Annotated in this window: 14 protein-coding genes; 1 reads left to right on the top strand and 13 read right to left on the bottom strand. The window is 73.4% G+C overall.

What is annotated here, in order from left to right:
• Positions 1-68: 68 nt before the first annotated feature.
• Positions 69-1,301: a cytochrome P450 gene (locus ACZ516_RS10560; RefSeq protein WP_469009590.1), complete on the bottom strand. Its 1,233-nt coding sequence runs from the start codon at positions 1,299-1,301 to the stop codon at positions 69-71.
• A 191-nt stretch (positions 1,302-1,492) separates the two neighbouring features.
• On the opposite strand from ACZ516_RS10560, the gene ACZ516_RS10565 reads away from it, so the two are divergent.
• The gene (locus ACZ516_RS10565; RefSeq protein WP_358587565.1) at positions 1,493-2,383 is read left to right on the top strand and encodes an LLM class F420-dependent oxidoreductase; all 891 of its coding nucleotides are present in this window, start codon (positions 1,493-1,495) and stop codon (positions 2,381-2,383) included.
• 36 nt (positions 2,384-2,419) lie between these two features.
• On the opposite strand, the gene ACZ516_RS10570 is transcribed toward ACZ516_RS10565, so the two are convergent.
• From ACZ516_RS10570 to ACZ516_RS10625, 12 genes are all read right to left on the bottom strand, one after another.
• A complete protein-coding gene (locus ACZ516_RS10570) occupies positions 2,420-2,923 on the bottom strand; it encodes a hypothetical protein (protein WP_469009592.1) in 504 nt (167 codons plus the stop codon).
• Between the two features lie 53 nt (positions 2,924-2,976).
• Entirely contained in the window at positions 2,977-4,095 is a 1,119-nt protein-coding gene (locus tag ACZ516_RS10575) for a tryptophan dimethylallyltransferase family protein (RefSeq protein ID WP_469009593.1), read from the bottom strand.
• Between the two features lie 20 nt (positions 4,096-4,115).
• A complete protein-coding gene (locus ACZ516_RS10580; protein ID WP_361083838.1) occupies positions 4,116-5,300 on the bottom strand; it encodes a cytochrome P450 in 1,185 nt (394 codons plus the stop codon).
• Positions 5,278-6,510: a nitric oxide synthase oxygenase gene (locus ACZ516_RS10585; protein WP_469009594.1), complete on the bottom strand. Its 1,233-nt coding sequence runs from the start codon at positions 6,508-6,510 to the stop codon at positions 5,278-5,280. Before ACZ516_RS10585 ends, ACZ516_RS10580 begins: the two co-directional genes overlap by 23 nt.
• A gap of 330 nt (positions 6,511-6,840) precedes the next feature.
• Complete coding sequence (locus ACZ516_RS10590) at positions 6,841-8,049, bottom strand: cytochrome P450 (RefSeq protein ID WP_469009595.1); 1,209 nt, start codon at positions 8,047-8,049, stop codon at positions 6,841-6,843.
• 132 nt (positions 8,050-8,181) lie between these two features.
• Complete coding sequence (locus ACZ516_RS10595; RefSeq protein WP_358587577.1) at positions 8,182-9,015, bottom strand: ABC transporter permease; 834 nt, start codon at positions 9,013-9,015, stop codon at positions 8,182-8,184.
• Positions 9,012-9,989, bottom strand: coding sequence for an ATP-binding cassette domain-containing protein (locus tag ACZ516_RS10600; RefSeq protein ID WP_467466596.1), 978 nt, complete (start codon positions 9,987-9,989; stop codon positions 9,012-9,014). The genes ACZ516_RS10595 and ACZ516_RS10600 overlap by 4 nt, the downstream gene beginning before the upstream one ends.
• Before the next feature lie 22 nt (positions 9,990-10,011).
• Entirely contained in the window at positions 10,012-10,494 is a 483-nt protein-coding gene (locus ACZ516_RS10605; protein ID WP_358587580.1) for a DNA-binding protein, read from the bottom strand.
• Between the two features lie 146 nt (positions 10,495-10,640).
• The gene (locus ACZ516_RS10610) at positions 10,641-11,786 is read right to left on the bottom strand and encodes a histidinol-phosphate transaminase (protein ID WP_469009597.1); all 1,146 of its coding nucleotides are present in this window, start codon (positions 11,784-11,786) and stop codon (positions 10,641-10,643) included.
• A complete protein-coding gene (locus ACZ516_RS10615) occupies positions 11,783-12,019 on the bottom strand; it encodes an MbtH family protein (RefSeq protein WP_361083824.1) in 237 nt (78 codons plus the stop codon). The genes ACZ516_RS10610 and ACZ516_RS10615 overlap by 4 nt, the downstream gene beginning before the upstream one ends.
• Positions 12,020-12,071: 52 nt before the next feature.
• Complete coding sequence (locus ACZ516_RS10620; protein WP_469009598.1) at positions 12,072-12,830, bottom strand: thioesterase II family protein; 759 nt, start codon at positions 12,828-12,830, stop codon at positions 12,072-12,074.
• Positions 12,820-18,585: type I polyketide synthase (locus tag ACZ516_RS10625; protein ID WP_469009600.1), on the bottom strand; the 5,766-nt coding region annotated here is incomplete at its 5' end. The genes ACZ516_RS10620 and ACZ516_RS10625, both read right to left, overlap by 11 nt.

Consider the following 18,585-nt stretch of genomic DNA (forward strand, 5'->3'; position numbering starts at 1 on the left):
CGCGGCGGAGTTGTGGTGGACGTGGTGAGGGAGGCGGGCGGGGGTGCGGGTGTCGTCGGCGGCGGCCGTCAGCCTCGTGCGACGGCGACGGGGAAGGACCTGAGGCCGGCGATGCTCGGGTTCCGGTAGTACTGGAGGGGGCCGTCGGTCCGTTCGAGGACGGGGAACCGCCGCAGCAGCGAGGTGAGGGCGATCCGCAGCTCGGTCCGGGCCAGCGGCGCGCCCAGGCAGTAGTGGACCCCTTGCCCGAAGCCGACGTGCTGGTTGTGCTGCCGGTGGATGTCGAAGCGCTCGGGGTCCTCGAACTGCCGCTCGTCGTGGTTGGCGGACAGTGCGGACAGCGACACGAACTGTCCCGCCGGGATGGTGACGTCGCCGAGCCGGGTGTCCTTCGTGGTCAGGCGCAGGCTGTTCGGCACGGCGGGGCGGTAGCGGACCGACTCCTCGACGGCGGCGGGTATCAGGCCCGCGTCCCGGCGTACGGCGGTCAGCGTGTCGGGGTGGCGGAGCAGTTCGAAGACGAGGCTGGCCAGTGAGCAGGCGGTCGTCACGTGGCCGCCGATGAGCAGCAGTTTGCCGATGTTGACGACCTCCTCCTCGGTGAGCCGTTCGCCGTCCACCTCGGCCTGGGCGAGCCTGCTGAAGAGGTCGTCCTTGGGGGCGGCGCACCGCAGCCGGTAGTGCTCGCGCAGGTAGGCGAGCAGTTCGGCGCCCGCCGCGTCGATCGCCTTGACGAGGTCCTCGCCCGCCAGGTCGCCCGCCTCGAAGGAGAGCAGCCGGTCGGCCCAGCCGCGCAGCAACTCCCGGTCCTCGTAGGGGAGTCCGATCAGTTCGGCGATGACCATGACCGGCAGCGGGTCGGCGAGGTCGCGGGCCACGTCGATCTCCGACCGGTCGTCCACGGCGTCCAGGAGGCGTTCAACGGTGGTCTCGATCTCCGGGGCGAGGCCGGCGACGGTCCGCTGGTTGAACGCCTTGCCGATCAGCGCGCGCAGCAGCCGGTGCCTCGGCGGGTCCATCTCGGTGAGGCGGCCCTGGCCCCAGGCGTCCGACTTGCCCCACTCGGTGGGGTAGGCCCGCCACAGTTCGGAGGAGAAGGTGGCGTGGTCCAGGCTGGCGGCAGCGACGTCGGCGTACCGGAAGACCATCCAGGCGCCCGTCGCGGGGTCCTGGTGGACGGGACGCTCGTCCCGCATGACGCGGAACCAGTCCTGGAGCGCTTTTCCGTCGTCCAGGGAATAGGGCGGAGCGGGCTCCGCATTTCCCTGGGGCGTATGGACGTGTGCTTCTTCTGGGCGCACGAAAAACTCCTTCTCCCCGCACGATGAAGGAAACAGGACAAGTGACATTCGTTCCGAGACTCGATCACGGCCCGGGCGATGTCAACATTCCGGAATTTGAACAGCCCCGGCTTCCATTGCGTTCAGGGGTGTGCCGCGAACGCAATAGCGCGTTCATTTTCGGATTCCGGCTCCGCTGCTAACGTCGCCCCATGACTCTTCCCGAGAATCGGCCATTCCGTTTCGGCGTCAATCTCGTCACGCCCGCACCGCGGCGCGCCTGGGCAGAAAAGTCCCGCAAGGTCGAGGACCTGGGATTCGATGTGCTCGGCGTGCCGGACCACCTCGGCGCGCCCGCCCCGTTCCCCGCCCTGGTGGCGGCCGCCGAGGCCACCGAGCGCATCCGGGTGACCACGTTCGTGCTCAACGCCGCGTTCCACAACCCGGTGCTGTTGGCCCGGGAGGTGGCCACCGCCGACCTGCTGACCGACGGCCGCCTGGAGGTGGGCCTCGCGGCGGGCTCCATCCGGCAGGGCACCGGTTCCGACGGGGTGCCGTTCCCGTCCGCCGGTGAACGCGTCGGTCTGCTGGAGCACACCGTGAAGGAGCTGCGCGCCCTGATGGTGAACCCCGAGCACGCGCCGCAGCCGGTGCGGCCGGGCGGCCCGCCGCTGCTGGTGGCCGGCAACGGCGACCGGGTGCTGCGGCTGGCCGCCGAGCACGCCGACATCGTCGGCTTCACCGGGATCTTCGCGGGGCGCGGGGAGTTCCCCCAGCTCGCGAGCCCTCAGGAGCTGGGCGAGCGGGTGGCGCTGGTCCGCGAGCAGCTGGGCGCCCGGGTCGCGGAGGTGGAGCTGAACCTGCTGGTGCAGCAGGTGCTCGTCACGGACGATCCGCGGGGCACCGCCGAGGAGTGGGCGCGCCACCCGCTGGCCCACTTCACCCCCGAGCAGGTGCTCGCGGCGCCGGCCTGGCTGATCGGGTCGCACCGGGAGATAGCCGACCGGCTGACGGAGTACCGGGAGCGGTTCGGCCTCAGCTACATCGTGGTCCTGGAGCCGTGGCTCGAGGCGTTCGCCCCCATCGTCGAGATGCTGAAGTGACGCGCTCCTGAGGCACCCGGTGCCGGGCGGACGGGCTCACCGTCCGTCCAGCCGCGCGCCGTCGCCGCCCGCTTCGAGCGCGTCCGCGGCACGGCTGATCTTCTCCAGGGCCTCCTCGCGGAGTTCGAGCCCGTGCCGGTAGTACTCGCCCTGACCCTCGGGGTGCTCGTGCAGGGCGTCACGGACGGCGAGGAGACCGGCCGGGCGGACCGGTTCGAGACGCGGCAAGGGACCGCCCACGGCGCCGTTGAGCAGGTCCACCGTGCGCCAGGCGAAAAAGTAGAAGGCGTCGGTGTACACCGACGCCCAGTCCCATGCCTCAAGGAATTGCTGACGCTCGTCGGCGGCGCTCTGCCTGGCCTCCGCCGATGCCCATGACGAGGAATCCAGGACCGCCACGACGGATTCCATCAGCATGTCGAGCTGTCCGAAACGGGTGTGGATTTCCGCCAGCACCCCCGACGGAACACGCCAGGGGGTGCCGGGCCTGTCCACCAGTCCCGCATATCGTTTCCACTCGTCGACCACAGGCTCATACACGAGGCCCGATTATGGCATGCGGGCGGCCGCGGTCGGCAGCCCTTTCCGGGTTCTTATTCCGGCCCGTCGAGGCCGTAGCGCGCCGAGGGGTCCGTGTGCCGCAGTTCCGGGGAGAAGTACGCCTTGAGCCGGGGCCGGCCGGGACCCGGACGCCAGGCCACGTAGTTGTGGATGCCGCGGCCCGCGGCCGGCGGGCGGGACGCCACCTCGCGAAGCGCCCGCTCGTAGAGGCCGGCGGGCCGGTGGCAGGCGGCCAGCGCCTCCTTCATCCGGTGGCGTACCGCCTCGTCGTCGGGGGCGTAGGTCCACATGGGGAGGTAGACGGTCGCCCCGACGGCCGTGGCGGGGCGTGCCCCGGTGAACGACAGGCAGGTGACCGGGGGTTGGGCGGAGAGGTCGGCGGCCGCCTCGGGCAGCATCGTCTCGCAGAACTTGCGTACGGGCGCGGGCGCGAACCCGGGGTGGGGCGCCATGAGTTCGGCGAGGCCCTCGGCATCGGTGGCGTAGTGCCGGAAGTACAGCTTCACCCGTGCCGCGGGATCCGCGGAGAGGTCGAGCGAGAACATCACCGGCCGGTCGAGCCGCTCGCCGCGCGCCATGTGGGCGCTCACCGCGGGCCAGGCCGCGCCGAGGCCGACGGCCGCCAGACCCCGCCGGCACAGCTCGGCGGCCCGCTCGGGGCCGGCGACGGCCGGGTAGAACCAGACCTTGAACTGGGCGTCCCCGCTCCGTCGCACCTCGGCACCGAACATCGCGACGTGCTCGGTGGCCGGCTTCTCCGGCAGGTACAGGTCCGCGACCCGCGCCCACCGGCGCTCGTCCGTGCCGTACCGGCGGACCAGGGCCGCCATCGTGGCGCGGGCGGACACGACCCGGTCCACCGGGCGGTCCCCGGGGCGCAGGGCCTCCACGGCGAACTGCAGGGCCGGATCGTCGTCGAGGCCGATCGCGAACTCCACCGGCGAACCGTCGGACGACACGTCGGACTCGGGCAGTTGCGCGGCCGTGGCCGTGCCCCACGAGCCCGTCAACGCGTCGAAGGCCTCCCCACACACGCCGCGCCGCCCCGGGCCGAGGGCGTCCGCCAGAGCGGCCAGGCGCGCCGCGCCCGCCGCCCTGGCGGACGCGGCCGGCCCGGTGTTCGTCCCGCTGCTCGCGCTCACCATCTCCATCGCCGCCGGCCTCCTTCGGGTCAGCCGAGCGCGAGCGGCAGCCGGGACAGTCCGCGCAGCGTGCCGTTCGGCCGCACCACGGGTTCGCCCGCCGCGCGGGTGCCGGGGTGCCGCAGCAGGGCCGCCAGCGTCACGCGGGCCTCGATGCGGGCGAGGTTGAGGCCGAGGCAGGAGTGCGCGCCGCGGCCGAAGCCCAGGTGGTTGTTGGGCCTGCGGTCCAGCCTGAGCGTCTCGGGGTCGGGGAACTGCGCGGGGTCGCGGTTGGCCGCGCCGATCAGCGCGGTCACCACCTGGCCCCGCTTGACGGTGACCCCGCCCACCACGGTGTCCTCGGTGCAGGCGCGGGCCAGTGCCTGCACCGGGCCGACGTAGCGGATCAGCTCCTCGACGGCGGTGTCCAGGGGCACGTCGCCGCGCACCAGGGACTCCCAGGCGCCGGGGGTGGCGAGCAGGGCGGCGAGGGCGTTGCCGAGGAAGCGGCTGGGCACCTCGAACCCGGCGTGGAAGAAGGCGCGCACCGAGTTGACCAGGACGTCGTCGGCCTCGACGCCGGAGCCGGGCAGGCGGCGGACCACCTCGGGCAGGACGCCGTGCGGGCCGGGGTCGGCGAGCCAGGTGCGCACCAGGTCGTTGAAGTGGGCGCGGGCGCGCAGGCCGGGCTCCTCCGCGTCGGGGTCGAGCTGCGCGTCCATGCTGTGGTCGAGGTCGTCGTTGAAGCGGGCGAACGCCGCGTCGGTGGCGGGCGGTTCGACGCCGATGAACCGGGTGATGGCCCGCAGGGTGAACACGTCGGCGTAGTCGTGGATGAAGTCGAAGGACGGCCGCCCGGCCAGGCCGTCGAGCAACTGGCCGGCGTAGGCGCCGAGTTCCTCGCGCAGGGCGTCGAGGTCCTGTGCGCGGACCGCGTCGAGGGCGAGGTGGCGCAGCGGTGTCTGGTCGGGCGGGTCGAGGGTCTGGAGGCTGAGCAGGGTCGGCGGGGTGGGGATGCCGATCTTGCGGAAGTCGGTGCTGAACCGGTCGGAGTCGCGCAGGATCGCCGTGCAGTCGGCGTGCCGGGTCATCAGCCAGGAGTCGATGTCCGCGTGCCAGTACACCGGCTGGGTCTCGCGCAGCCGCCGGTAGACCGGGTAGGGGTCGGCGAGCACCGCGGGGTCGAGGGGGCTGAAGAGGGGGTCGGTGGCCTCAGGGGCGGGCGATACGGTCACGGCTGTCTCCGGTGTTGGCGCCGACACCGACGCTGACGGGCGGCTGGGGGTCCGGTCCGGTGGCCTCGCCGTCGGTCGCCGGAGCGTGTCCGGTGACCGGGCAGCGGCCGGGGGCCGGTGCTTGCAGGAAGGCGGGCGACGACTCGTGGTCGTCGTAGTAGCGGTGGAAGACGGGGGTCACCCCGCCCGAGAGCGGGGGCACGATCCAGGACCAGTCGGCGGGCACGGTGCGGCCGGCCTTCTCCTCGCGGCGCAGGTGGCGCAGGAAGCGCTCCGACTCGGTGTGGTGGTCGGTCATCGTGATGCCGTCCTGCTCGAACGACCAGAGCACCGCCACGTTCAGCTCGACGAGCGCCCGGTCCTTCCACAGGGTCCGGTCGCTGGTGCGGTCCAGGCCCAGCCGGTCGGCGACCTCGGGCAGCAGGTCGTAGCGCTGGGCGTCGACCAGGTTGCGGGCGCCGATCTCGGTGCCCATGTACCAGCCGTTGAAGGGGGCCGCGCCGTACCGCACGCCGCCGATGTCGAGGACCATGTCGGAGATGACGGGCAGCGCGTGCCAGCGCAGGCCGAGGTCGGCGAACCAGTCGTGGTCGGGGTGGCGCAGCGGGACCTCCCGCACGGCGTCGGCCGGGAGGTCCAGGATCCGGGCCGCCTCGCCCGGCCCCTGCACCAGCAGGGGCAGGACGTCGAAGCGGGTGCCCGGGCCGCCGGGCCAGCCGAGCGCCCGGAGGCGGTCGGTGAGGTCGGCGGACGCCGGGTCGCCGGTGACGCGGCTGTCGGGGCCGCGGTAGCCGGCGTAGCGGATGAGCTGCGGGTTGTGGATGCGCGGCCCGGTGCCGTCGGGGCCGTCGGCCGCGAAGACGCTGATCGTGGGGCGGATGCGGCCGCCGTTGAAGGCCGTCCGCAGGTGTTCGACGCACGCGCGGTGGATGTCCTCGGCCGTCCGCAGGTGGCGCAGGTCGCGGACGACCAGGGCGGGCCAGTAGAGGCGGCCGATGCAGCGCCTGCTGTTGCGCCAGGCGACCTTGGCCCCGAAGGCCAGCTCCTCGGCGGTGTGCGCGTAGGTGCCGCTCTGGCGGATCTCGCCGCGGATCTCGGCCATGCGGTCGGCCGGCGGGCGCTCGACGGCGTTCTCCGAGCTGTAGAGCCGGATGAACTCGTCGGCGCGTGCGATCAAGCCTGGTATGTCGATGTCTGCGGGCCCTGCCATGCGCAACCCCCGTGGGCGGTGCCGTAGCCCGGCAGGTCGGACCTTGCCGGGCTACGGCCATACGTTCTCATCTCTGTTTTCAGTGCAGGTAACGCATATCGGCTCACCTCCCCCCGCGATCCGCTTTTCCAGGGCACCTCCCCGCACTCCAGAATTTCTCGGGAGTGATGCAATCAATTGCTTTTCGAGAGGCGGGAAACTCGGGCAGTCGTCAATCTATGGTCCGGCCCGATCACCGTCAACAAAGGACTTGAACACCCGGAATTCAATACGGGTCGAATGCGTCACCGTGCCGTTTAGGGCGCGGACGCGGGCGGCGGCGCGGGTGGCTCAGAGCGTGACCGGGAGCGCGGTGAGGTGCCAGCTGCCGGGGTTGGGCAGCCGCGGCACCTCCTCGGGCGGTACGGCGAGCGCGAGGTCCGGGAAGCGGCTCAGCAGCGCCTCCAGCGCCACCTCGGCCTCGACGGCGGCCAGGGAGGCGCCGATGCAGTAGTGCGCCCCGTGGCCGAAGCCGAACTGGACCGCGGTGCCGGCGGGCCGGGTGATGTCGAGCGTGTCGGGGTCGTCGAAGACGCGGGGGTCGCGGTTGGCGGACGCGATCACCGCCACCACGGAGTCCCCGGCGCGCACCGGCGCGCCGCACAGGTCGAAGTCCTCCAGGACGTAGCGGATGGCGGTCAGCAGCAGCGGGGGCCGCCAGCGCATCAGCTCCTCGACGGCCCGGGGCAGCAGGGAGGGGTCGGCGCGCAGGGCGGCGAGCTGCTCGGGATGGGAGAGCAGGGCCACCACGGAGTTGGCGATGAAGTTCGCGAGGTTGTCCTGGCCGGCGAAGACGGTGTGCCAGACCATGGTGATCAGCTCGGTGTCGCTGATCCGGTCCGCGTCCTCGGCCTGGGCCCGCAGCAGGTCGGAGACGAGGTCGTCGCCAGGGTCCGAGCGGCGCAGCCGGACGACCTCCTTGGCTCCGGCGACGGCGTCGCGCAGCGCCTCCTCGTAGGTCTGGCCGGAGCCCATCCGGGCGACGTAGCCGCGCCACCGGGGCCGGTCCGCCTCGGGAATGCCCATGACATCGCCCACCACGTGGGTGGGCAGCGGCTGGGCGAAGTGTTTGAGGAGGTCGACGGTGCCCTGCTCGGCGAGGCCGGGCAGGGCGTCGAGCAGCCGGTCGGCGCTCTGCCGGATCATGTCGCGGCGGGCGGCGGCGCGGCGGGCGGTGAACGCCCGTACGGCGAGCTTGCGCAGCCGGCCGTGGTCGGCACCGTCCATGTGCGACATGGTCAGCATGTACGGACGTACGTCGTCCGGGATCCGCTGGTTCCAGCTGTCGGCGGTCATGGCCAGCCGCGGGTCGCTCAGCATCGCCTTGGCCTCGCCGTGGCGGGTGACCGCCCATATCGACCCGAATCCCGGCGCCATGAGGCGCACGACGGGGCTTTTCTCCCTGGCCTTCCCATAGGAGGAGATCGGATCACTCAGTACCTCGGGATCGACCATCGCGATCTCGGGGACGTCGACCCTGGAATTCTCACTGTTGAGCACGGCGCTCCCCCAATAAAATTCGGACGATTTCCGGTGCGGTGAGGACGATGCTATCCACGGTCACCACAGGCGGCAAACGTTCAAAATTACGGGGGAACGCCGATTGTCCGGCCCGAATAAGAGGCCTTTTCGCTACTCGCTCTTGTTGTAGCGCAGCAGGCTGAGCGGCACGAAGACGACCAGCAGGACGGCGCAGGAGATCAGGGCGGGGCCGAGGTCGGCCGCGCCGTCGCCGCTCATGAGGGAGCGGCTCGCGGTGACGACGTACCCGATGGGGTTGATGTCGACGAACGCCTTCAGCCATCCGGGCATGGTGGTCGGCTCGGCGAAGATGTTGCTGGCGAAGGTCAGCAGGGAGAGCAGCAGCATGCCGAGCGCGGAGACGGCCTGCGGGGTGCGCAGCACCAGGCCGAGGAACGTCCAGATCCACGAGACGCAGAAGCCGAAGAGGACGGCGAGGAGCACACCGCCGGTGACGCCGAGCACGCCGCCGTCGGGCCGGAAGCCGAGCGCGAGGCCGACGGCGACCACGACGGCCGACGAGATCAGGTAGCGCACCACGTCGCCGATCAGGGCGCCGGTCAGCGGGGACGGCCGCCAGATCGGCATCGACTTGAAGCGGTCGAAGATGCCCTGCTGGAGGTCGGTGGTGAGGGCCACGCCGGTCTGGGTGGAGATGAACAGGACGCCCTGCACGAGGATGCCGGGCAGCAGGAACTGGAGGTACTCGCGACTGCTGCCGGAGATCGCGCCGCCGAAGAGGTAGGTGAAGATCAGCGTGAACATCACCGGGGTGAGGGTCGCGTTGAACATCTGCCCCGGTGAGCGCTTGATCTTCACCAGCGCGCGCCAGCCCAGCGTGAGCGAGGTGGACAGCGCTCCCGGGCGCTGCGCGGGGCGGGTGTCCTCGCCCAGGACGCGGTGCAGCCTTTCGTCCGCCTCGGTCGGGCGTGCGGCGGTCGTCATCGGCTCTCCTCGGTGGTGGCGGGCTTGCGGCCGGGCCCCCGGCCCGGCCTGCGGGCGGCAGGCACCTCGGAGGTGGGGGGCCGCCCGGTCAGCGCGAGGAACACCTCGTCCAGGCTCGGGCGGTCCATGGCGAAGTCGGCGACCTCGATGGTGCGGGTGAGCTCGCCGAGGGCGCGCGCCACGCTGCGGGGGTCGGTGCCGCGCGCGGTGAGCTGGGCCGGGCCGGTCGTCTCCGCGGGCACGCCGAGGGCGCCGACCAGGATGCGGCTCGCCTCCGGCAGGTCGTCGGCGTCCGTCAGCTCGACGCGCAGGGAACCGCGTCCCACCGAGGACTTCAGCTCGCCGGGGGTGCCCTCGGCGACGAGCTTGCCGTGGTCGATGACCGCGACGCGCTGCGCGAGCTGGTCGGCCTCTTCGAGGTACTGGGTGGTGAGCAGGACGGTCGTGCCGCGTTCGACGGTGGCCCGGATGATGGCCCAGACCTCGTTGCGGCTGCGGGGGTCGAGTCCGGTGGTGGGCTCGTCGAGGAACATGAGCTGGGGCCGCACGATGAGCCCGGCGGCCACGTCGAGCCGGCGGCGCATTCCGCCGGAGTAGCCGCGGGCCGGGCGGTCGGCGGCCTCGACGAGGTCGAACGCCTCCAGCAGATCGCGGGCGCGCTCCCGGGCGGCGGTGGAGCGGTAGCCGTGCAGCCGGGCGAGCAGCAGCAGGTTCTCCATGCCCGTCAGGTCGTTGTCGACGCTGGCGAACTGGCCGGTGAGGCTGACCCGTTCCCGTACGCGGTTGGCCTCGCGGACGACGTCGTGACCGAAGACCCGGGCGCTGCCCGCGTCGGGGGCGAGCAGGGTCGCCAGGATGCGCAGGGTCGTGGTCTTGCCCGCGCCGTTGGGTCCGAGGACCCCGTAGACGGCGCCGGCCGGGACGGACAGGTCGAGGCCGTCGACGGCCTTGGTGGCCCCGAAGGACTTCACCATGCCGACGGTCTCCACCGCGAGTTCAGTGCTCACATTCACCCTTGGGTTCGCTTGCGGCTGGGGTCTTGGGGGCCGGCGGGGCGGTGCCCGCGCCCGGGGTGCCGCGGCCGGCCCGTTTCTGGGCCGCCTGGGGGGACTTGAGCCCGAGACCGTAGGCGATGTCCTGCCAGGTCAGTCCCATCTCCCGGGCGATGAACAGCAGGCTCGCCTCCAGTACGTCCAGGTCGGCGCGGGCGCGCGGGAGCAGTGTCAGGGCCGCCATGACGTCGGTCCTGTCCATCTCGGGCGCGTCGGCCGGTCGCCTGCCGCCGCCGGCCCAGGAGGCGATGAGGTGGACGGCCTCCTGGGCGGTGAGGCGGGCCGGCGGGCCGGTCGGCTCGGGCCGGTCGCCGGCGGCCAGGCGCTCGGCCACGTGCCGCAGCGCCACGTGCTCCCGGCGGGCGCGGGCGTGATCGGGGTCCTCGGCACGGTGCAGGGCGTCGGGCCCCTCCGCATGATCGGTCATGGGAGGAGCCTGGCGACTTCAACCAGCAGTTGTCAACCAGAAGTTGAAACCCCACGGCTGAAACCCCCCGAACGGAGGACACGCGTCCGCCCTGCCTCGCCGGTCCCCTGGTCAGCCGAGCCAACCGGTCAGCCGGGTCAGCCAGGTCAGCCGAGCGCCGCCGACCGGACGGGGGCGGCCGCTTCGGTGCGGGCGAACCGTGCCGCCGCGGCCAGGAACGCGTCGTTCTCGGCGGCGGTGCCGACCGTCACCCGCACCCCCTCGCCGGCGAAGGCCTTGACCAGGATCCGCTGCTCGCGGCAGTGCGCGGCGAGGGGCTCCGCGGCCGGACCGGCGGGCAGCCACAGGAAGTTGGCGCCGCTGACCGGCACGTCCCAGCCGCTGTCCAGCAGGGCGGCCCGGACCCGCTCCCGCTCCTCGACGAGGTGCCGGCAGCGCTCCCGGACCTCCGGCTCGCACTCCAGCGCGGCGGCCGCCGCCCGCTGCGCGAGGGTGCCGACCGCGTAGGGGACGGCGACGCGGCCCAGCAGTTCGGCCACCGGCGGGGCGGACAGGCAGTAGCCGATCCGCAGCCCCGCGAGCCCGTACGCCTTGGAGAAGGTGCGCAGCGCGACCACGTTCGTACGGCCCTGCCGCAGCTGCTCGCGCACCAGGGCGAAGCCGTCGAGCGGGTCGGCCTGACGCCCGGTGAACTCCGCGTACGCCTCGTCCAGGACGACGAGGACGTCCGGCGGCACCTCGGCGAGAAAGCGCTCCACGTCGGCGCGGGACACGGACGTCCCGGTCGGGTTGTTGGGCGAGCAGACGAAGACCAGCCGGGTGCGGTCGGTGATCGCCGCGGCCATCGCCGGCAGGTCCAGGGCGTGCCCGGCGGTCAGCGGGACCCGGCGCACCACCGCCCCCGCCGTCCCGGCCAGGGACGGATAGACCTCGAACGAGCGCCAGGGGATGAGCACCTCGTCGCCCGCCGCGCAGGCGATCTGGATCAACTGCGCGCACAGGCCCACCGATCCCGGCCCCAGCGAGAGCGCGGCGGGCGGCACGCCGTGGCGCTCGGCGAGCCGGGCGGTGAGGTCGGCCGCGGTGTTGTCGGGGTAGCGGTTCAGCCCCCGGACCGCGCCGGTGAGCGCGGCCTGCACGGCGGCGGGAGGTGCGAGGGGCGATTCGTTGCAGTCGAGGCGGATCGTCCCCGACTCGGCGGCCCGTCCCCGGAACAGCGGCAGGCCGTCGAGGTCGGAGCGGACCCGGGGCCGGGCCGCGGGCGGGCGGTCCGGGCCCGAGGGGCCGTTCATTCGGCGCGGTCCTCGGCACCGGCCGCCGCGCCCATCGCGTCCACCAGGCTCTTGGGGCGCATGTCCGTCCAGTGCCGGTCTATGTACTCCAGGCACTCGGCGCGCGAGGCCTCGCCGAACACCGTGTGCCAGCCGGCGGGAATGTCGATGATCGTCGGCCACAGGGAGTGCTGAAGTTCGTCGTTGATCAGTACGACATACGCGGCGTTCTCGTCCTCGAACGGATTTGACATCGCCTCTCCGATTCTCTGTGTTCTTTCCTCTGGGATTGCGTCGGAAAGCCTCTCACGGGAATTGCGGCGCAACAAGGCTGTTCTGTACGAGGCCCAGGAGTTCCGTCGCATTCTCGGCGAGGAAGAAATGGCCGCCGGGAAAGGCACGGAACGCGAAGGCCGCGCGGGTGTGCGGCTGCCAGTCCACGGCGTGTTCCGGTCCCGCCTTCGGGTCCTCGCGGCCCACGAGCACGGTGAGCGGCACCCCGACGCGCGCGCCGGGCCGGCACCGGTAGGCGGCCAGCGCGCGGTAGTCGTCCCGCAGCGCCGGCAGTGCCTGCCGCAGCGCCTCCTGGTCGGCGATCAACCGGTCACCGGTGCCGCCGAGGGCCCGCATCTCGGCGATGATCCGCTCGTCGGTCCACCGCGTCCGCCGGTCCTCCTCGCGCGGGCGGGACGGCGCCCGGCTGCCGGAGGCGAAGAGGTGCCCGACCGCTCCCGGCCGCTCCCGCTCCAGCAGCCGCACGGTCTCGAAGGCGACCAGCGCGCCCATGCTGTGACCGAGGAAGGCGGTCGGCAGCGCCTGCTCGGCCAGGAGCGCGTCGGCCGCGCCGCGCGCCAGCCCGTGGAGGTCGGTGACGGCCGCTTCCGTGCGCCGCCACTGGCGTCCCGGGTACTGGACGCCGATCACCTCCAGGCCGGGGGGCGCGGCGCGCGCCAGCGGGAAGAAGGCGCCGGCGGAACCGCCCGCGTGCGGAAAGCACACCAGGCGGGCTCGTGCGTCCCGGCCCGGATTGAAGGACATCGTCCAGGCGCCCACGTCAGTGCTCATGACCTACCTCCCGCATTCCGTCGTTTCCCCCTCGGCCGGTATTCCTGTCCCCATTACTCCTGTCCTCATTGCTGTTCCCGTTTCCGTTTACGTTCGGGGAGTGGCCGGCATTCGGCCAGTCCGGGCATTCCTGCCTCAGGTGGCCCGCCAGTGCTTTCGGGGACGGGAAGTCGTAGATGAGGGTGGAGAGCAGGGGGACGCCGGTCGCGGCGACGATGCGGTTGCGCAGTTCGACCGCCCCGAGCGAGTCGAAGCCGAGTTGGGGGAAGAGCGCGTCGGGTGCGACGGCCTCGGGTGAGTCGTGGCCGAGCACCGAGGCGGCCTCCGCGAGGACCAGGTCGAGCAGCGACCCGCGGGGAGCGGCTGCGGGAGGCGCGGCGGTCCCGGCGCCGTTCGCCGCCGCGGTGGTGTTCGCGTGCGCCGGTGCGGGGGTGTCGGGCCGGGCGGTGGGCGGGGGCGTGGTGAGGCGGGCCGCGACCACGACCGGCGCCGCGGTGGCCATGGCCTCGTCGAACAGCGCCAGTCCCCGGTCGGCGGACAGGGCGAGGATGCCCTGGCGGGCGAGCCGCTCGTGGTCCTCGGGGCGCAGCCGTCCGGTGATGCCGCTCGCCGGCTCCCACAGCCCCCAGGCGATGGACCGGGCGGGCAGTGACCGGGCGTGGCGGTGCTCGGCCAGGGCGTCCAGGAAGGCGTTGGCGGCGGCGTAGTTGCCCTGTCCGGCCGAGCCGGTCACGCCGGCCACCGAGGAGAACAGGACGAAGGACGACAGGCCGAGGTCCGCGGTCAGTTCGTGCAGGTGCACGGCGGCGACCGCCTTGGCCCGGAGCACCTCGGCCAGCGCGGCCGGGGTCAGGGAGCCGATCGGCGCGTCCCGTGTCGTCCCGGCGGCGTGCACCACCGATCCGATGCGGATCCCCCGTCCGGACAGCTGGTCCAGGAGCGTCGCGAGGGCCTCGCGGTCTCCCGCGTCGCACGCGGCGACGGTGACAAAGGCCCCGAACCCGCGCAGTTCCGCGGCCAGTTCGGCGCTCCCGGGCGTCGCCTCGCCGCGTCGGCCGATCAGGACGAGGTCCCGTACGCCGTGTCGCGTCACGAGGTGCCGGGCGACGAGGGTGCCGAGCGTGCCGAGTCCGCCGCTGATCAGAACCGCGCGGTCGGTGTCGAAGTCCCGGACGGTGAGGACCACTTTGCCGATGTGCCGCGCTTCGGCGACGTACCGGTAGGCGGCGGGCGCGTCGCGCACGTGGCGCAGGGTGAGCGGCGGGGGCGTCAGTGTCCCGTCCGCGAAGAGCGGCAGGAGCGCGGCCAGCATCCGCTGGATGCCGTCCGGCCCCGCCTGCCGGATGTCGAAGACGGTGTACGCGGCGCCGCCGTGCGCGGTGGCCACCTCCTCGGGGTCGCGCGGGTCCGTCTTGCCCATCTCCAGGAACCGGCCGCCGGGTGCGAGGAGCCGCAGGGAGGCGTCGGTGAGCGGTCCGGCGAGCGAGTTGAGTACGACGTCCATGCCCGCGCCGCCGGTCGTGGCGCGGAAGGCGGCCTCGAAGGCGTCGTCGCGGGAGGAGGCGATGCGGTCGGGGGCGAGGCCCGCCTCGCGCAGCACGGGCCATTTCGCCGGGCTGGCGGTGGCGAAGACGTCCGCTCCCGCGTGCCGGGCGAGTTGGCGGGCCGCGAAGCCGACGGCGCCGGTCGCCGTGTGGACGAGCACCCGTTCCCCGGCACGGAGCCGGCCGAGTTCGACGAGCCCGTAGTACGCGGTGAGGAACGCCACCGGCACGGCGGCCGCCTCGGCGAACGACCAGTGCGCCGGCACGGGTGCGAGCAGCCGCTCGTCGGTGACCGAGACCGGGCCGATCCCGTCGAAGAGGCCCATCACCCGGTCCCCCGGCCGCAGTCGGCCCGCTTCGGGTCCGACCTCGACGACGACGCCCGCGCCCTCCACGCTCTGCCGCCCCCCGGCCTCGGGCACGCCGGCCCCGGGCTCGACGACGCCCAGCGTGAGCAGCACGTCGCGGAAGTTGACGCCGGCCGTGTGGAGCGCCACGCGCACCTGTCCCTTCCCCAGGGGCGCTTCGGCTTCCGGCCACGCCACCAGGGCCAGGTCGTCGGGGGTGCCGCGGCCGACGAAGTCCAGCCGCCAGGTGCCGTCGCCGGACGGCGCGTCGAGCAGCCGGCCGCTCGTGGGGGTCAGTTCCGGGGTCCGCGTCTCGCCGTTGCGCAGGGCGATCTCGGGGAGGCCGGAGCGGATGGCCCCGGCGAGCCGCTGCGCCGACTCCTCGCTCGCGTCGACGTCGATCAGGCGGACCCGTCCCGGTTCCTCCCGCTGCGCACAGCGGGCGAGCCCCCAGACCGCGGCGGCCGCCACGTCCACGGCCGGGTCGTCGGCGGCGGTGGTGACCGCCCCGCGCGTCACCAGGGCGATCCCGCACCGGGCGAGCGCCGGTGCCGCGAGGATCTCCTGGATCACGGCGAGCACATCGGCACTCACCTCGCGGACCTGATCCATCGCACCCGTCGGGCAGGGGATGACCACGGTGTCGGGCACTTCGCCGGGTGCGCGCCGGACCAGTTCGGCGACGTCCGCACAGCGTTCCGCGTCCAACGTGGGCAGGACCTCTTGGGGCTTACGGGTGGGGGCGGCACCCGGAACGATCAGCGCGTACCGGCCGGGCCGCTCGGTGTCCCCGGGCTGTTCCCCGGCCTCGCTCCCGGGGTGCCGGCCGACCGCCGTCCAGGTCAAGCGGCGCAGTCGGCTGTCGTCCGCCGCCGTCGACGGCGAGCGCAGGGCGAGGCCACCGACCGAGAGCACCGGGTGGCCGTCGGTGTCGGACAGTTCGAGGCCGACCTCGTCCGCCCGCACGGCGGTGAGCCGCACCCGCAGCCGGGGGGTGCTCGGAGGCGCGTGGTGGGTCATGTCCCGCCAGGTGAAGGGGACTCGGATGGCCGGTCCGTTGCCGCCGGGGGCGGTGGCACCGCTCGCGAGGCCGAAGAGTTCGATCGGGTGCAGGGCGGCGTCGAGCAGGGCCGGGTGCAGGCCGAAGAGCGCGGTCTGCGAGGCGATGGACGCCGGCGGTTCGAGTTCGGCGCAGATGCCGTCGGCCGTGCGCCACAGGGCGCGCAGCCCCCGGAAGGCCGGCCCGTACGCGAGGCCCCGGGTGGCGAGGCGGGCGTAGTCGCCCTCGTGGTGCAGCGGCAGGGGCTCCGCACCCGACGGCGGCCACGTCACCGGCGGGACCGGGGCGGCGGAGCCGTCCGCGGCGGCCAGTACGCCGGTGGCGACGGGCTGCCAGGCGGGGGCGGGGTCGGTGGACGGGCGGGCATGGAGGGTGAAGGGGCGGCGTCCGGAGCCGTCCGCGGCGCGGGCCACCACCCGCAGTTCGATCGCCGTCCGGCCGGGTACGACGAGGGGGCTGGCCAGGACCAGTTCCGCCACCCGGCCGCATCCCGCCTCGCGCGCCACGCGCCAGGCCAGTTCGGCGAGCACGGCGCCGGGCACCAGGGCCTGCCCGGCCACCACGTGCTCGCCCAGCCAGGGGAGTTCGGCCGGGTCGAGCCGCCCGGACCACACCAGTTCGCGGGTGTCCGGCAGGTCGAGCGGGCGGTCGAGCACCGGGTGGCCCGTGGCTCGCGGACCGCTGTCCCCGGCCGGCTCGGCCGCGGGCTCCGTCGGGTTGAGCCAGTACCGCCTGCGTTCGAAGGGGTAGGTCGGCAGGGTGGTCAGTTCACCGCCCCAGGCCCCGGCCACCGCGGGCCAGTCCACGTCGAGGCCGGTGGTGAAGCCCGCCGCGAGTCCGTCCACGGCCGTCCGCGCCTCGTCGCGGGCGCCGCGCAGCAGCGACACCACGACGGCTCGGGCAGGTGCCTCGTCCCGCTCGGGGTCCTCGGCGAGGTCGGTGAAAACCGTCGACGCCATGGACGACAGGGTGCTGTCGGGCCCGATCTCCACGAAGTGGCGTCCGCCTTCCGCGCGGGCCGTGGCGATGCCATCGGCGAAGCGGACCGGGCGCCGGATGTGGTCCGCCCAGTAGTCGGCCGACATCAGCTCCGCCGCCTCCGCCATCCGGCCGGTCACGTTCGACACGAGCGGCAGCCTCGGCCGCCGGTACGTCAGCCCCGCCGCGACGTCCCTGAACTCGGCGAGGATCGGTGCCATGAGAGGCGAGTGGAAGGCGTGGCTGACGGTGAGCGCCGTGGTCCGGTGCCCGGCTGCCTTGAGCCGGGTGGCCACGGCCGACACCGCGTCGCCCGCGCCCGAGAGCACCACCGCCCGGGGGCCGTTGACGGCGGCGACGCCCACCTCGTCCGCCAGGCCGGCGAGCAGCGGTTCCACGTCGCTCAGGCCCGCTCGTACCGCGACCATCGTGCCGCCCGGGGGCAGCGACTGCATCAACCGGCCGCGCGCCGCGACCAGGTGGGCCGCGTCCGCGAGGGAGAGGACGCCCGCGACCTGTGCGGCGACCAGTTCGCCGACGGAGTGCCCCAGTACGATGTCCGGCCGCACCCCCCAGGAGCGCACCAGCTCGTACAGGGCGTACTCGACGGCGAACAGCGCGGGCTGGGTGAAGGCGGTCCGGTGCAGTGCCGCCGCATCGGCGGACGCGGGGTCCGCGAAGACGATGGGGGCCAGCGGGCGCTCCAGGTGCGGGTCGAGGGCGGCGCACGCCTCGTCGAAGGCCGCCGCGTACGCCGGGAACCGCTCGTGCAGTCGCCTGCCCATGCCGGGCCGCTGGGTGCCCTGCCCGGCGAACATCAGGACCCGGCGTCCGTCGCCGGGGCCCACCACACCCCGTACCGACGAGGCGGCGGAGCGGTCCTCGGCCAGCGCGGCGAGGCCGTCGAGGAGCCCGGCCCGGTCCTCGGCGACGACGGCCGCGCGGTGCTCGAACCCGCTCTGCACGCGGGCCACGGTGTAGGTGACCTCGGCGACGCCGGGGACGGCGGCCGCCGGGCCCTCCGTGCCTTCGGGTGAACGTGGCAGGTCCTCCGAGCCGGCCTGCCCACGCAACTCAGCTGACGCGTCGGACCGTTCGCTCGGCAGGTCCCCCGAGCCAACCGGTCCACTCGGCGCGTCCCACGTGGTGGGTCGTCCGCTCAGCAGGTCATGGAGGCGGCGGGCCTGCGTCCGCAGGGCCGTCGGGGTCTTCGCCGACAGCACCAGCGGCAGCGCACCGCCGCGATGGCCGGCCGCGGGGACCTCACGCCCGTCCCGGCCAGCGGGGTCCTTCCGTACGCCCGCGACCGATAGGGCACTTCCCGCGGCCGCGGGGGACGACACCTCGGCAGGCGGTTCTTCGAGGATGACGTGCGCGTTGGTGCCCGAGATCCCGAACGAGGAGACCCCCGCCCGACGCGGCCTGCCCTCCACCCCCTCCCACGGCACTTCCCGCGTCAACAACCGCACCGGACCCCACTCCACCCCACCCACCGGCTCCACCACATGCAACGTCCGCGGCAACACCCCATGCCGCAACGCCTCCACCATCTTGATCACACCACCCACACCCGCAGCCGCCTGCGCATGCCCGATATTCGACTTCAACGACCCCAACCACAACGGCCGCCCCACCGGCCGCCCCCCACCAAACACCGACACCAAAGCCCCCACCTCCACCGGATCCCCCAACACCGTCCCCGTCCCATGCCCCTCCACCACATCCACCCCAGACGCCAACACCCCCGCATCCACCAACGCCCGACGAATCACCCGCTGCTGCGCCACACCACTGGGCGCCGTCAAACCATTCGACGCACCATCCGA

The sequence above is a fragment of the Streptomyces sp. NPDC034037 genome, from assembly GCF_055575715.1.